Source organism: Microbacterium sp. BE35, from assembly GCF_031457705.1.
In the GTDB taxonomy this organism is placed as follows: domain Bacteria; phylum Actinomycetota; class Actinomycetes; order Actinomycetales; family Microbacteriaceae; genus Microbacterium; species Microbacterium trichothecenolyticum.
In genome coordinates, this window is sequence record NZ_JAVDXD010000003.1 from 142,116 (window position 1) to 155,692 (window position 13,577).

Consider the following 13,577-nt stretch of genomic DNA (forward strand, 5'->3'; position numbering starts at 1 on the left):
TCAGCTCTTGGGCCACTCGATCAGTAGGAGGCCCTGCTTCGTGTCGGCGACCTTCACCTGGCCGGACGTGAACAGGTACGTCATGCCGTAGCCCTCGGCATCCGTCGCGATCGCGGTGTCCGCGCTCTCGGTGATGTAGACGCCTGCGGGATCCTCCTCGCGCAGCCAGCCCTGGGACTGGAGCTCCTCCTGCAGGTCGACGGCGTCGGCGTCGGAGACGGGCGCCCAGCCGAACATCTGCCCGTGGTCGCCGGCGGGACCCTCGAAGTCCGCCCACATGCACTGCAGGCCGTCCTCGATCTCGGTGCTGCCGATGTACAGCGGCGACGCCTGCGAGCTCCACCCGAGGCTCTCGAAGTCGGCCACCACCGACGCTCCGATGATCGTGGTGCAGGTCGGGTCCTCGGTCGACGCGGGCGCAGGTTCGGGCGTCGCCGAAGGCTCGGGTGCGGCCGCGGTCGGCGTCTTCGCGTTGCCGGTGTCTTCGGGCGCGGCCTCGGGCGTTCCGGCGCAGGCCGAGAGGAGCACGGCGGAGAGGGCGAGGGCGGCGGCTGTGCCGAGGATGCGGGTGGAAGGCATCAGAGGGGCTCCGTGGGGGATGGGAGGCGGTCGGGTGTCAGGAGTGCGGGATCACGCGGAGTGGAGCAGGTCGAGATAGGCCGAGTGGAGCACGCGGTTGGTTGCGAGCGAGGAGAGATCCGAGAGCGAGTCGTTGCCGTCGAACGACGTGAACTTTCCCCCGGCCTCGGTCACGATCGGCACCAGCGCGGCGATGTCGTACTCCTTGACGCCGAACTCTGCGACGAATTCGAGACGACCTTCGGCCAGCAGCATGTACGGCCACGCGTCGCCGTAGCCGCGATCGCGCCACACCGACGAGGTCAGGCGCTCCAGGGCGTCGAGCTTGCCGGCGTCGCGCCACTGCCCGATGCTCTGGAAACTCACGCTCGAGTCGGCGATCGTGTCGACCGTCGACACGGCGAGGCGCTTGGTCTCGCCCGCCGGCGTGTTCGTCCACGCTCCGAGGCCGCTCGCGGCCCACCAGCGGCGTCCGATCGCCGGCTGGCTCGCCACTCCTACGCGCGGTACGCCGTCGATCGCGAGGGCGATGAGGGTCGTCCACATCGGGATGCCCTTGAGGTAGTTCGCGGTGCCGTCGATCGGATCGATGATCCACTGCCGCGCCGCATCGCCCGTGATGCCGTACTCCTCGCCGAACACCCCATCGCCCGGGCGCTCGCTCTCGAGCACGTCGCGCAGCGCGCGCTCGGTGGCGAGATCCGCCTCGGTCACGTGGCTCGCGTCGGCCTTCAGGTGCACGTCGAGATCGGCCGCATCGAAGCGGGACATGGATGCCGCGTCCGCGGCATCCGCCAGACGCAGCGCGAGATCGAGATCGGCCCGGAGGTCTCCCTCGAACGGCGTGTCGAACGTCGAAACGGGGGAGGGGGAGGTCACGGAATCAAGGATAGCCGGGGCGTTCTCACCTCGATTTCACGAGACGCGATCGTGATGCTAATGTTGATCCTCGTTCGCCTCGTAAGTGAACAACGCACCTCTAGCTCAATCGGCAGAGCAACTGACTCTTAATCAGTGGGTTCTGGGTTCGAGTCCCAGGGGGTGCACCGACCAGAAAGGCCCCGGAATCTCCGGGGCCTTTCTGCTGTCCGGCGCGATCCCGTCGGCGAGTCGGGGATCACCGTCGCGCGCGCTGCACGCGTCGGCTGCGCAGCTCACGCGAGATCGCTCGAGCGGCCGCCCTCGCATCGAGGTTGATCTGCAGGAGGAGGCCCTTCAGCGGGCTCCGGATGCCGACGAAACGCAAGGCTGGCGCGCGAGGATGCGTGCGGGCGCCGGTCGACGCCGGTCGTCCGTGGATATCGAGGATCCCGAGGTGGCCGACGACGCCCTGGAGGCCCGTCGAGTAGCCGGTTGCCGCGATCACGGCGTCGGGGGTGAGCCGCGAGCCGTCCGCCAGGACCGCGTCGTTCCCTTCGAAGCGCTCGAGCGCGGGGACGGCGGTCACCGTGCCGGCGCGCAGCGCGGCCACGAGGCCGACGTCGATCGTCGGGGTGACCGCTGTCGCGCGCTGCTGCGCGACGAGCCCGGAGCGTGCGAGCGGCATGCCGTACGGGGTGAGATCGCCCACGACCAGGCGCTGCAGGAGCCGGTTCACGGGGTCGGTGCACCACGCGGGAAGGAAGTCCATCGGAATGGCGACGAGGGTCGTCGGGAGGGGGCCCAGCTGACGGGGGACGATGTTCGGCGGCGTGCGGACGGCCAGCCGCACCTCGGTGACGCCCTGCTCGGCCAGGTCGGCGGCGATCTCGGCGCCGGAGTTGCCCGCCCCTACGACGAGAACGCTTCGCCCGGCGAAAGGCGCGGCATGGCGGTATCGGGAGGCGTGCAGGATCTCGCCAGTGAACGTCGCCTGCCCCGGCCACTGCGGCTCGATCGGGCGGTTGCTGTAACCCGTCGCGAGCACCACCTGGCGTGCCGTGATGTCACCGTTCGAGGTGGTCGCGCGCCAGACGCCGTCTTCGCGCTCGATCCGCTGCACTTCGATCCCGAAGTGAGGGTGGAGGTGGTGGAGGCGAGCGTAGACACGCAGGTAGTGCGCGACGTCGTCCTTCGCGACCCAGCGACCGAAACGGCGCGGCATGCGCAGGCCGGGCAGCGCCGACTGGATGCGGGGCGTGTGGAGATGCAGGCGCTCGTAGCGGCGAAGCCAGGTCTCGCCGACGGCCTCACCGGAGTCGACGATGGTCGCGGCGATCCCGCGGCGGCGGAGGCACGCGGCGACCGCGAGGCCCGCGGGGCCGGCGCCGATCACGAGCACGTCCGTGTGCGAATGGTCCACACCCCAGACGCTAGTGATCGACGACCGGCGCCGCGAGCCGATCGGCGGGGGAATCAGGCCGCGTCGCCCACCAGCACGGCTGCGGCCTCATCGGCAGCATCCGCTTCGCGCTCGTCGATGCGGGCGAGAGCGCGCCGGCCGAAGAGGATCGTGCCGGTGGCGATGAGGACGGATGCTGCGGCGAAGAGGTACGGCACGGTCGGGCCGTACAGGTGCCACAGGAGCGCGGCGAGCGGAGGAGCGGCGGCGCCGCCGAGGAAGCGGACCGCCGAATACGACGAGGACGCGACGGAACGGGGGAGATCCGTCGCCTCCATCACGGACTCCGTGAGCACCGTGTTCATGACGCCCAGGAGCAGGCCGCCGACGATGATGCAGACCACCAGGGCCGCGGCGTCCTCGACGAGGATTCCGGCGATGACCAGATCGATCGCGAGCAGGGACAGCGTCAGGAGCATGACGGTGGTGCGGGCCATGACGCGCAGCAGGAGCGGGGCGACCCACACGCTGGTGACCGCGAGGGCGACGCCCCAGCCGAAGAAGGTGAAGCCGATCCCCATGGCGCCGAAACCCAGCGGGAACGGCGAGAAGGCGAGCAGCACGAAGAAGCCGATGTTGTAGAACAGTGCGGCGACCGCGAGAACGGCCAGCGACGGGATGCGCAGTGCCCGGAAGGGCGCCGACAGCGGCACCGGTACAGGCTTCTCACTCGGCCCGCGCAGCAGGACGAGGACGGCGACGAACGCGATGGCCATGAGCGCCACCACGCCGAAGAACGGCCCGCGCCAGCTGATCTCGCCGAGCAGGCCGCCGAGGAGCGGACCGATCGCGATGCCGAGGCCCAGGGCGGCCTCGTAGAGCACGATGGCCGCGCCGCTGCCGCCGGACGCGGCGCCCACGATGGTGGCGAGGGCGGTCGAGATGAAGAGCGCGTTGCCGAGGCCCCAGCCGGCGCGGAAGCCGATGATCGCATCGACGCTGCCGCTCAGCGAGCACAGCAGTGCGAACGCGACGATGAGCGCGAGCCCGATGAGCAGCGTCGCCTTCGCGCCGATGCGGCTCGAGATCCAGCTCGTGATGAGCATGGCGAGCCCTGTCACCAGCAGATAGCTCGTGAAGAGGAGTTCGGTCTGCACCGGACTCGCCTGCAGCGACTCGGCGATGGCGGGGAGGATCGGGTCGACGAGGCCGATCCCCATGAACGCCACGACGCAGGCGAAGGCGACCGCCCATACCTGCGCGGGCTGGCGCCACACCGAGCCCGTGGTGCCGCTGGGCGCGCTCATCGGGTGGCCTCGGCCGTGTCGGAGGCGGACGCGGCGCGGGTGCGGTCCAGCTTTCGCGTGAGGACGGATGCCGTGGTCCGCAGCGCGTCCCACTCCTCGGGCTGGAGGTCGTCGAAGTGGGGGGCGAGTGCGGCGGTGAGCTGCAGCAGCCAGGTCTGGAGTGCTTCGAGGCCGAGCGGGGTGACCTCCACGACCGTCGCGCGCGAGTCCGCGGCATCCGTCGTCCTCGCTACGAGTCCGTGGTCGGCCATCTGGCCGACCAGACGCGTCATGCCGGGCTGGGTCACCCGACTGAGGCGGGCGAGTTCGCCGATGCGGAGCACTCCGTTGTCGCGGAGGATCGTGAGGGTGCGCCACTGGGCGGCGGGTGTCTCGTTGGCGGTCTCGAGCGCCGCGACGCGGGTCAGCGCGTGGGCGGCGACGATGAGGGTCTCGATGTCCTGATCGTGGGTCACCCAAGAAGCATACCGCTGATATATACCTCTGGTATGCGAATCCGGGAAGATGCGAGAGTTCGTCCCGATTCGGTAACGACGGGGGAGGAGTGGGCTCGCCGACTTGACCTGCGCGGCTTCCTCTTCCTAGATTGCAAGAACCTGAATCGGATCTCATGTTTGAGACGGAAGCACCGATTCACGCACCAGATCCTTCCAATGGGGAAAGGCACGCACATGCGGGTTACGAAGAAGTTGCTCCTGGGCTCCGTGGTCGTCACGGCAGCGCTCGCCCTGGCGGCGTGCGCGCCGTCCGGCGATCCCGACAACGGATCCACAGAGCCGGGCGGGCTGTCCGAGGTCACCGTCGGCATCGTCACGAGCGAGTCCGGCCCGCTCGCCGGCTACGGCAAGCAGTACCTCGACGCCTTCAAGGCGGGGCTCGACTACGCCACCGACGGCACCGGCGAGATCGACGGGACCACGATCAACGTCGAGTACCGCGACGACGCCGGCGACCCCGACAAGGCCGTCACCGCCGTCAAGGAGCTCATCGGCTCGGGTGTCAACATCATCGCGGGCACCGCGTCGTCGGGCGTCGCCCTGGCCGTCGCCGAGCAGGCGGAGCAGAACAAGGTGCTCTACATCTCGGGACCCGCGGCCGCCGATGCGATCACGGGCATCAACGACTACACGTTCCGCTCGGGCCGGCAGAGCGCACAGGACGTCGCGACCGCGGGCACGTTCCTCGACGACATCGACGGCAAGACCGTGACGGTCTTCGCGCAGGACAACGCGTTCGGCCAGGGCAACGTCACGGCCGTGCAGGCGATCCTCGGCGGCCAGGGCGCGACGGTGAACTCCGTGCTCGTCGCGGAGGACGCGACCGAGTTCACGCCGTTCGCGCAGCAGGTGCTCGCGGGCGCTCCCGACCTCGTGTTCGTCGCCTGGGCCGGCGCGACCTCGGGCGCGATGTGGCAGGCGATGAGCCAGCAGGGCGTGCTCGACGAGATCCCGGTGGTGACCGGTCTGGGAGACTCCGCGACCTTCGGCGCCTATGGCGAGGCATCCGAGAAGATCAACTTCCTGAACCACTACTTCGCCGAGGCTCCTGCCAACGACGTCAACACCGCGATGGTCGAGGCGATCGAAGAGGCCGGCGGCACGCCCGACCTGTTCAGCCCCGACGGCTTCAACGCGGCGATCATGATCGTCCACGCCATCGAGTCGGGCCAAGGCGACGTCGACGGGATGGTCGCGGCGCTCGAGGGCTTCGAGTTCGACGGTCCGAAGGGCAGCATGACGGTGCGCGCGAGCGACCATGCCCTCATCCAGGAGATGTACCAGGTCAAGCTCGTCGCGAAGGACGGCACGTTCGTGCCCGAGCTCGTCGACACGGTCTCGGCCGACGACGTCGCTCCCGCCGAAGCCGAGTGATCCGGGGCTCCGCGAAACGATGAGCACCACAGTCCCGTCCGCGTCCGTCGCGGAGACCGCGCGCCGCGGCTCTCCGCTGAAGATCGAGGCCCTCGGTCTGCAGATCGGCGGCGCGACGATCCTCGAAGACGTCGAGCTCGACGTCGCCGCCGGCTCCCTCGTGGGCGTCATCGGTCCCAACGGCGCCGGCAAGACCACGCTCTTCAACGTGATCTCGGGGCTCATGAAGCCCACCGCCGGCCGCGTCGTGCTGGACGACCGGGACATCACGACGGCGTCGGTGCCGGCGCGGGCGCGGGCGGGACTGGGGCGCACCTTCCAGACGTCGAGCCTCTTCCCGAAGCTGTCGGTGCTCGAGAACGTTCGCCTGGCGGCCCAGGTGTCGCTGGGCGGCTCCGGTTCGCTCCTGCACTTCCCGAAGCGGACGGATGCCGCCACCGAGCTCGCGCTGGCGAAGCTCGAGGTCGTGGGGCTCGGCCACAAGCGCGACGCGCTTGCGGGCGACATCTCGCACGGCGACAAGCGCAAGCTCGAGATCGCGGTGCTGCTGGCGACTGAGGCGAGCATCGTGCTGCTCGATGAGCCCATGGCGGGCGTGGCCTCGGGCGACGTTTCCGGGCTCGTCGAGAACATCCGCGACATGCAGCGGGAGAAGGGCTGCACGCTGCTGATGGTCGAGCACCACATCGACGTCCTGATGGGCCTTGTCGAGAAGGTCGCGGTCATGTACTTCGGCACGATCATCGCCTACGACACGCCGCAGCGGATCATGGAGAACCCCCTCGTGCAGAGCGCGTACCTGGGCACCGGATCGGCGGGGGAGGCGGCATGAGCGGCGCTTCTTCTGGAACCGGGGCGGTTACCGGAACCCCCATCCTGACCGTCCGGCACCTCCGCTGCACGATCGCGGGCCAGCAGGTCGTGGAGGACGTCTCGTTCGACGTGCCCGCCACCGGCATCACCGCGGTGCTCGGCCGCAACGGCGTCGGCAAGACCTCGACCCTGCGAGGCATCCTGGGCCTCATCTCCCGTCGTGGCGAGGTGACGCTCGCGGGCGACCGCATCGACGGCCTCCCCACCCATCGCATCGTGCGGCGTGGCGTCGGGTACGTGCCGGAGGACCGTGAAGTCTTCTCGAAGCTCACCGTCGCCGAGAACCTCGCCCTCGCCGAGCGTCAGCGAAAGCCTCGGCGCGAGTTCGTCGCAGAGCTCTTCCCCGACCTGGTCGCGCGCCGCGAGCAACAGGCCGGCACGCTCTCGGGCGGCCAGCAGCAGATGGTGTCGGTCGCGCGGGCTCTGCTCAACGACAACCGGCTGCTTCTCGTCGACGAGCCGACGAAGGGTCTCGCGCCGAAGATCGTGACCGAGGTCGCCGACGCGCTCCAGGAGGCGTCGAAGACCGTCCCCATCCTCCTCGTCGAGCAGAACCTCGAGGTCGTGCGCCGTCTCGCAGATGACGTCGTCGTCATCGCCGGCGGGCGCGTTGCGCACGTCGGAAAGGCTGGCGACCTCCTCGACGACGAAGACCTCACCCGCCGCCTCCTCGGCGTCCACGCGGAGCATGCAGCATGAGCACCCTCGTTCTCACCCTGATCACCGGCGTCGGTCTCGGTGCCCTCTACTTCCTCGTCGCCAGTGGCCTGAGCCTCATCTACGGGCTCATGCACGTGCTCAACTTCGCGCACGGCGCGTTCCTCACCCTGAGCGCCTTCATGGGCTGGATGGTCGCGCAGGCGCTCGGCACCGACTCGTGGGGATCCTTCCTTCTTTCGGTCCTCGTCGGCGCAGGCGTGGGCGCCGTGTTCGCGACGCTCACCGAGCTCGTGCTCATCCGACCGCTGTACGAGCGGCACATCGAGCAGGTGCTCGTCACGGTGGGTCTTTCGTTCGCGGCCGTGGCGCTGTTCGAGGGGATCTGGGGCACCGACCCGATCCACATCGGCGGACCCCCGTGGCTCACCCAGACCACCGACGTGCTGGGCGCCCGCATCCCCAACACCTACTGGGTGCTGATGATCGCGGCCGTGCTGGTGCTCGGGGCCCTCGTGCTGTTCCTGCAGAAGACGCGCTACGGCATGATCATCCGCGCCGGTGTCGAGAACCGCTCGATGGTGACGGCGCTCGGCATCGACGTCCGTCGCTCGTTCACCCTCGTCTTCGCCATCGGCGGCGCGGCCGCGGGAATCGGCGGCGTGCTGGCGATGCACTACTCGACCTTCGTGTCGGCGCACCTCGGGCAGACACTCCTCATCTTCGCGTTCATCGTCACCGTCGTCGGCGGCCTCGGCTCGCTCACCGGTGCGGCGGTGGCGTCCGTTCTCGTGGCGGTGCTGCAGCAGTTCGCGAACTTCTACCTCGGCGGCACCGGGGACTTCATCGTCGTGATCCTCCTGGCACTCGTGCTGCTGGTGCGTCCGACCGGACTCCTGGGGAGGAAGGCATGACCCTTCGACACGCTCGGGGACCGGGGGAGGCCCCGGATCGCAGCATCCGTCGCTTCATTCCCGCCGTCGTGGGCGTCGTGCTCGTCGCGTTCATGGCCATGCTGCCGCTGCTCAACCTCTCGGTCCCCGGCATCCTGCCCACGCCGACCTATATGCCCGGCACCCTCGCGCTGCTCTCCCTCTGCATGGTGTTCGCGGCGCTCGCGCTGTCGTACAACCTGCTGCTCGGATCGGGAGGGATGCTGTCGTTCGGCCACGCCCTCTACTTCGGCGCCGGTGCGTACGGACTCGGCATCGCGCTCGAGCACTTCGGCGTGCCGTTGTGGCCGGGCGTCTTCATCGCCCTGATCGGCGGCATGGTCATCGCCCTCGTGACGGGCGCGGTGTCGATGCGGGTCTCGGGCATCCCGTTCGCGATGGTGACACTGGCATTCGCGCAGGCCGGGTCGGTGCTGGTGCGGCGCAACTCGCAGGTCACCGGCGGCGAGGAAGGACTCAGCCTCAACACGGCGCAGGTGCCCGACTTCCTCATCGGGGTCGTGAACACCCGCAACCTGTACTGGTTCACGCTCGTCGTGCTCGTGCTGGTGTACCTCGTGGTGCTGTGGGTGGACACATCGCGTCTGGGGCATCTCGCCCGTGCGACGCGCGAGAACGAGCAGCGCGTGCGTGTGCTGGGACTGTCGCCCTACCGCGTCCGGCTCATCGTGTTCGTCATCGCAGCGGGCCTTGCGAGCCTCGCCGGAGTCGCGTACATGCTGCTGCAGTCGGGCACCGTTCCGCGGTCGGTCTCCGCGGACCTCACGATCACGGTCCTGGTGATGGTGGTGCTGGGTGGCGTCGGATTCCGCTGGGGTGCCATCGTGGGCGGTGTGCTCTACACGCTGCTCGATCAGCGGCTCACGGTGCTCGCCGGCTCCGAGGCGATCGCCGGGCTTCCCGACGTTCTGCGGATCCCGCTGTCGGAGCCGCTCTTCCTCCTCGGAGTGCTGTTCATCATCGTGGTGATGTTCCTCCCTGGAGGCATCGCAGGCACCATCGACGCCGCGGTCCGGCGTCGGCGCGGAGAGAAGGTCCGCGGGTCGCTGCGGCAGCTCGACGACGCCGGCGAGTCCGCCGGAGAGGGCGTGGGGACCGTCGAGGTGCGCGCATGAGCTGGACGGCCGACCCCGACATCGACGACGGGCCGCACACCGTCGGTCGGTGGATCGTGGACCGCGCGACCCGCTCGCCTGAGCGCATCGCGATCGACGACCGCGGAGTGACGACCGACTACGCCACCCTCGCCGCCCGCTCGTCCGGGCTCGCCGACGGACTGCGCCAGGCCGGCTACGGGCCGGGCGACCGCATCGCGACCGTGTCGGGCAACGCCACCGACCACGTCGTGGCGTTCTTCGCGTGCGCGATCGCGGGTATCGCCTTCGTGCCGCTGTCTTGGAGGCTCACGCCGCGCGAGCTCGCCGATGTCCTCACCCGCTCCGCTCCGGCGCTGGTGCTGATCGAGGACGAGCACGCGGCGCTCGCCGGCGAGGCGCTGCGCCTGGCGGACGCGACGCCGCCGGTCGCGGTGCTCGGAACGACCGGCATCGAGGCGAGCGTGCCTCGTCCGCCTCGGCGCCGCGTCCGTCGGCCGGTGCGCGACGACGACCCGCTGCTCGTGATCTTCACATCGGGGAGCGAAGCCGCGCCGAAGGGCGTCGTGCTGACGCACGCGAACTGCTTCTGGAACAACCTCGCCCTCGCGCAGGCGCTGCCGCTCACGCAGGACGACGTCGTGCTCGCGATGCTGCCGCAGTTCCACGTGGCTGCGTGGAACTGCCAGCCGCTGCTGGCTTGGTGGGTCGGCGCGACGGTCGTGCTCGAGCGGTCCTTCCAGCCGGCGCGCGTGCTGCAGCTGGTCGCCGACCGGAAGGTCACCGCGATGATGGGCGTGCCGACGCAGTACGCGCTGCTCGCGGGCGACCGTGAGTGGCGGACGACAGATGCCTCGTCGCTGCGCCTCGCTCTCGTCGGGGGCGCGACGATGCCCGTTCAGCTGCAGGAGGAGTGGACCGCGCGGGGTATCCCGCTCACCCAGGGGTACGGCCTCACCGAGGCGGCACCCAATGTGCTGCACCTGCCGGCGGACGAGTCGATCGAGTCGCCGGGCGCCGTGGGCCGGCCGTACCCGCACGTGTCGGTGCGGATCGTCGATCCCGCCTCGGGGCTCGCCCTGGAGGGCGAGGCCACCGGCGAGCTGTGGGTGCGCGGTCCGAGCGTCTTCGCCGGCTATCTCGACGACGTCGATGCGACGGCTCGTGCGATGAGCGGCGAGTGGCTGCGCACCGGCGATCTGGCGTCGCGCGACGCGTCCGGCGTGTACCGGATCGTCGACCGCCTGAAGGACATCTTCATCTCGGGCGGCGAGAACGTCGCTCCCGCGGAGGTCGAGCACGCGCTGTGTCTGCACCCGCTCATCGAGGCGGCCGCCGTCGTCGGCGTGTCCGATGCGGTGTGGGGCGAGCGGGGAGTCGCGTTCGTGGTGCCTGTGGCGGGGGCGGCGCTGTCGGTCGACGAGGTGCTGACCCACGCGCGACGCAACCTCGCCGCCTTCAAGATCCCGGTCCACGTGGAGTTCGTCGATACGCTGCCTCGGTCGACCATCGAGAAGCTCGCACGATCGCGTCTCCGCGAAGAGGCCGGGTTGCTGGTCGAACGGCGGCGGGAGCAGGAAGATCGTGCTGGGGAGCGCGCGCACACAGTGGGGCGCGAGCGTACGAAGGGGGAATCCCGATGAGCATGTCCGACGAACTCGTCGACCGGGAAGAGGGGCTGGTGTCGTCCGCCACCGGACGCCCCCTCACCAAGCGCGGTGAGGCGACCCGGCGTCGCCTGCTGGAGGCGGCGGAGCTCGTGTTCGCCGCGCAGGGGTACCACGAGGCATCCATCGTCAAGATCACGGAGCGTGCGGGCATCGGCCTCGGCACGTTCTACCTCTACTTCGACAGCAAGCAGGCGATCTTCGAGGCGCTCGTGCTCGACCTCAACCGCCGCGTGCGCCACTCGATGTCGGAGGCGATGGCCGGCGCATCCGGTCGCCTCGAAGCGGAGCGTGCGGGGTTCGCCGGCTTCTTCCGGTTCACCGCCGAGCACCCCGCGCTCTACCGTGTCGTACGCGAGGCGGAGTTCGTCTCACCCGAGGTGCTGCGCACGCACTACACGCGCATCGTCGAGGGCTACGAGGCCGGCCTGCGCGCGGCGCAGGCGACCGGCGACGTCGACCGCGCCCTCGACCCCGAGACGACGGCGTGGGCCCTCATGGGCATGGGCGAGCTCATCGGCATGCGGTTCCTGCTGTGGGAGCGCGACGCCGAGGGGAAGCCGCCCGCGCAGCTCGACCCGGTGGTGTTCGCCGGCATGACCCGGTTCATCGACAACGCCCTCGCGCCGCGAGGGGACGATGCAGGAGAGGAAGCCTGATGGCGGAGAAGGATCTCGCGGGCAAGCGCGCGCTCGTCACCGGCGGTGCGAGCGGCATCGGCCTCGCCTGCGCGCACGAGTTCGCGGCGCGCGGCGCGCACGTCATCATCGCGGACCTGAACGCGGATGCCGCGACGGATGCCGCCACCGCCGTCGGCGGCGAGTCGTGGGCAGTCGACCTGGCCGACACCGCCGCGCTCGACGACCTCACCCTCGACGTCGACATCCTCGTGAACAACGCGGGCATCCAGCGGGTCGCGCCGATCACGGAGTTCGATCCGGATGCGTTCCGGCTCATCGTCCGACTCATGCTGGAGTCGCCGTTCCTCCTCATCCGCGCCGCACTCCCGGCGATGTACGAGCGGGGCTGGGGCCGCGTCGTGAACATCTCGAGTGCCCACGGCCTGCGGGCGAGCGCGTTCAAGTCGGCGTACGTCTCCGCGAAGCACGGGCTCGAAGGCCTGTCGAAGGTGACGGCGCTCGAGGGCGCCCCGCACGGCGTGACCAGCAACTGCATCAATCCCGCCTACGTGCGCACACCGCTCGTGGAGAAGCAGATCGCCGACCAGGCCGCCGTCCACGGGATCGCGGAGAGCGAAGTCGTCGAGAAGATCATGCTGACCGAGAGCGCGGTGAAGCGGCTCGTCGAAGCCGACGAGGTCGCGTCGTTGGCCGGTTGGCTCGTGTCCGACAAGGCCGGCATGGTCACCGGAGCCTCGTACACGATGGACGGCGGATGGACGGCGCGGTGAACCACGAGTATCGGACGATCGACGTCCCCGTCGATGGCGGCGCGCTGCGCGCTGGAGTGTGGGATCCGGAGGATGCCGGACCCGACGCGCCGACCGTGCTGCTCGTGCACGGGGTCACGGCCTCGCATCTGGCGTGGCCGTTCGTCGTGGAGCGCCTCCCGGGAGTGCGCGTCGTCGCGCCCGATCTGCGAGGGCGCGGGCGCAGCAACGGCATCGACGGAGCCGCAGGGATGGCCGCACACGCGGCTGACCTCACCGCACTGCTCGATGCGCTCGGCATCGACAGCACGGTGGTCGTCGGGCACTCGATGGGCGGATTCGTATCCGTCGTGTTCGCGCACCTCTCTCCCGAGCGCGTCTCGCGGTTGCTGCTCGTCGACGGCGGGCTTCCGCTCGACGTCCCCGCGGGACTCAGCACCGACGAGCTCGTCGCCGGCATCCTCGGCCCGACCGCGGCGCGCCTGTCGATGCGGTTCGCGGACGCGGGGGACTACCTGGACTTCTGGCGGCAGCATCCGGCCTTCACCGGCGCGTGGACACCAGAGCTCGAACGCTATCTCGCGTACGACCTCGTCGACGACGGCGCGGGCGCGTTCCGCCCCGCGACGAGCTATGCGACGACCGCCGACGACACCGTCGACATGAACACGGGCCACGCGCTGCCGGCGGCGCTGGCGGGGTTGCAGCATCCGACCCGCCTCATCACCGTCCCCCGCGGCCTGCAGAACGAGCCGCCTGGCCTGTACGCCCCGGAGCACCTCGCGCGATTGCTCTCGGAGTACCCGGCGGTCGAGCACGAGCGGGTGGACGGCTTCAACCACTACACGATCGTGATGTCGCCTTCGGGGGCGGATGTGGTCGCCGCCGCGCTGCGCGAGGAGCTCGCGGCCCGCGTGTGACCCACG

General features: G+C 69.9%; 14 protein-coding genes and 1 tRNA gene. 10 read left to right on the forward strand and 5 right to left on the reverse strand.

From position 1 onward, the window contains the following. Together J2Y46_RS12005 and J2Y46_RS12010 are read right to left on the reverse strand one after the other, a co-directional pair. On the reverse strand, window positions 1-579 hold the full coding sequence (locus J2Y46_RS12005; protein ID WP_045297983.1) for a hypothetical protein: 579 nt from the start codon (window positions 577-579) through the stop codon (window positions 1-3). 51 nt (window positions 580-630) lie between these two features. Continuing rightward, on the reverse strand, window positions 631-1,458 hold the full coding sequence (locus J2Y46_RS12010) for an inositol monophosphatase family protein (RefSeq protein ID WP_310242566.1): 828 nt from the start codon (window positions 1,456-1,458) through the stop codon (window positions 631-633). Window positions 1,459-1,552: 94 nt separating this feature from the next. On the opposite strand from J2Y46_RS12010, the gene J2Y46_RS12015 reads away from it, so the two are divergent. Beyond that, a tRNA-Lys gene (locus J2Y46_RS12015) sits at window positions 1,553-1,625 on the forward strand. A gap of 71 nt (window positions 1,626-1,696) precedes the next feature. On the opposite strand, the gene J2Y46_RS12020 is transcribed toward J2Y46_RS12015, so the two are convergent. Genes J2Y46_RS12020 through J2Y46_RS12030 form a run of 3 tightly spaced genes read right to left on the reverse strand, consistent with a single transcriptional unit; the run spans window position 1,697 to window position 4,601 of the window. Beyond that, window positions 1,697-2,860 carry an NAD(P)/FAD-dependent oxidoreductase gene (locus J2Y46_RS12020; RefSeq protein ID WP_310242568.1) on the reverse strand — a complete coding sequence of 388 codons (1,164 nt, stop codon included), beginning with the start codon at window positions 2,858-2,860 and terminating at the stop codon, window positions 1,697-1,699. Between the two features lie 53 nt (window positions 2,861-2,913). Then, window positions 2,914-4,146, reverse strand: coding sequence for an MFS transporter (locus J2Y46_RS12025; RefSeq protein WP_310242570.1), 1,233 nt, complete (start codon window positions 4,144-4,146; stop codon window positions 2,914-2,916). Then, window positions 4,143-4,601 (reverse strand): MarR family transcriptional regulator, encoded by a 459-nt coding sequence (locus J2Y46_RS12030; RefSeq protein WP_310242572.1) that lies wholly within the window; start codon window positions 4,599-4,601, stop codon window positions 4,143-4,145. The genes J2Y46_RS12025 and J2Y46_RS12030 overlap by 4 nt, the downstream gene beginning before the upstream one ends. A gap of 216 nt (window positions 4,602-4,817) precedes the next feature. On the opposite strand from J2Y46_RS12030, the gene J2Y46_RS12035 reads away from it, so the two are divergent. Genes J2Y46_RS12035 through J2Y46_RS12075 form a run of 9 tightly spaced genes read left to right on the forward strand, consistent with a single transcriptional unit; the run spans window position 4,818 to window position 13,571 of the window. Continuing rightward, window positions 4,818-6,017: a substrate-binding domain-containing protein gene (locus tag J2Y46_RS12035; protein WP_310242574.1), complete on the forward strand. Its 1,200-nt coding sequence runs from the start codon at window positions 4,818-4,820 to the stop codon at window positions 6,015-6,017. Between the two features lie 19 nt (window positions 6,018-6,036). Next, window positions 6,037-6,849 carry an ABC transporter ATP-binding protein gene (locus tag J2Y46_RS12040; protein ID WP_310242575.1) on the forward strand — a complete coding sequence of 271 codons (813 nt, stop codon included), beginning with the start codon at window positions 6,037-6,039 and terminating at the stop codon, window positions 6,847-6,849. Then, window positions 6,846-7,589, forward strand: coding sequence for an ABC transporter ATP-binding protein (locus J2Y46_RS12045; RefSeq protein ID WP_310242577.1), 744 nt, complete (start codon window positions 6,846-6,848; stop codon window positions 7,587-7,589). Before J2Y46_RS12040 ends, J2Y46_RS12045 begins: the two co-directional genes overlap by 4 nt. Continuing rightward, window positions 7,586-8,461, forward strand: a complete 876-nt coding sequence (locus J2Y46_RS12050; protein ID WP_310242578.1) for a branched-chain amino acid ABC transporter permease — start codon at window positions 7,586-7,588, stop codon at window positions 8,459-8,461. The genes J2Y46_RS12045 and J2Y46_RS12050 overlap by 4 nt, the downstream gene beginning before the upstream one ends. Then, window positions 8,458-9,615, forward strand: a complete 1,158-nt coding sequence (locus tag J2Y46_RS12055; RefSeq protein ID WP_310242580.1) for a branched-chain amino acid ABC transporter permease — start codon at window positions 8,458-8,460, stop codon at window positions 9,613-9,615. The genes J2Y46_RS12050 and J2Y46_RS12055 overlap by 4 nt, the downstream gene beginning before the upstream one ends. Next, window positions 9,612-11,237 carry an AMP-binding protein gene (locus tag J2Y46_RS12060; protein ID WP_310242583.1) on the forward strand — a complete coding sequence of 542 codons (1,626 nt, stop codon included), beginning with the start codon at window positions 9,612-9,614 and terminating at the stop codon, window positions 11,235-11,237. The genes J2Y46_RS12055 and J2Y46_RS12060 overlap by 4 nt, the downstream gene beginning before the upstream one ends. After that, on the forward strand, window positions 11,234-11,920 hold the full coding sequence (locus J2Y46_RS12065; protein ID WP_396653180.1) for a TetR/AcrR family transcriptional regulator: 687 nt from the start codon (window positions 11,234-11,236) through the stop codon (window positions 11,918-11,920). The genes J2Y46_RS12060 and J2Y46_RS12065 overlap by 4 nt, the downstream gene beginning before the upstream one ends. After that, complete coding sequence (locus J2Y46_RS12070; protein WP_310242584.1) at window positions 11,920-12,672, forward strand: 3-hydroxybutyrate dehydrogenase; 753 nt, start codon at window positions 11,920-11,922, stop codon at window positions 12,670-12,672. Before J2Y46_RS12065 ends, J2Y46_RS12070 begins: the two co-directional genes overlap by 1 nt. Further along, window positions 12,657-13,571 carry an alpha/beta hydrolase gene (locus J2Y46_RS12075; protein ID WP_310242586.1) on the forward strand — a complete coding sequence of 305 codons (915 nt, stop codon included), beginning with the start codon at window positions 12,657-12,659 and terminating at the stop codon, window positions 13,569-13,571. The genes J2Y46_RS12070 and J2Y46_RS12075 overlap by 16 nt, the downstream gene beginning before the upstream one ends. Window positions 13,572-13,577 lie beyond the last annotated feature (6 nt).

What these genes read in the sequence shown, in the direction of transcription:
- J2Y46_RS12060 (WP_310242583.1), top strand. Translation starts at nt 9,612, where the DNA reads ATGAGCTGGACGGCCGACCCCGACATCGACGACGGGCCGCACACCGTC.
- J2Y46_RS12040 (WP_310242575.1), top strand. Translation starts at nt 6,037, where the DNA reads ATGAGCACCACAGTCCCGTCCGCGTCCGTCGCGGAGACCGCGCGCCGC.
- J2Y46_RS12005 (WP_045297983.1), bottom strand. Translation starts at nt 579, where the DNA reads ATGCCTTCCACCCGCATCCTCGGCACAGCCGCCGCCCTCGCCCTCTCC.
- J2Y46_RS12055 (WP_310242580.1), top strand. Translation starts at nt 8,458, where the DNA reads ATGACCCTTCGACACGCTCGGGGACCGGGGGAGGCCCCGGATCGCAGC.
- J2Y46_RS12025 (WP_310242570.1), bottom strand. Translation starts at nt 4,146, where the DNA reads ATGAGCGCGCCCAGCGGCACCACGGGCTCGGTGTGGCGCCAGCCCGCG.
- J2Y46_RS12075 (WP_310242586.1), top strand. Translation starts at nt 12,657, where the DNA reads ATGGACGGCGCGGTGAACCACGAGTATCGGACGATCGACGTCCCCGTC.
- J2Y46_RS12070 (WP_310242584.1), top strand. Translation starts at nt 11,920, where the DNA reads ATGGCGGAGAAGGATCTCGCGGGCAAGCGCGCGCTCGTCACCGGCGGT.
- J2Y46_RS12050 (WP_310242578.1), top strand. Translation starts at nt 7,586, where the DNA reads ATGAGCACCCTCGTTCTCACCCTGATCACCGGCGTCGGTCTCGGTGCC.
- J2Y46_RS12065 (WP_396653180.1), top strand. Translation starts at nt 11,234, where the DNA reads ATGAGCATGTCCGACGAACTCGTCGACCGGGAAGAGGGGCTGGTGTCG.
- J2Y46_RS12045 (WP_310242577.1), top strand. Translation starts at nt 6,846, where the DNA reads ATGAGCGGCGCTTCTTCTGGAACCGGGGCGGTTACCGGAACCCCCATC.
- J2Y46_RS12035 (WP_310242574.1), top strand. Translation starts at nt 4,818, where the DNA reads ATGCGGGTTACGAAGAAGTTGCTCCTGGGCTCCGTGGTCGTCACGGCA.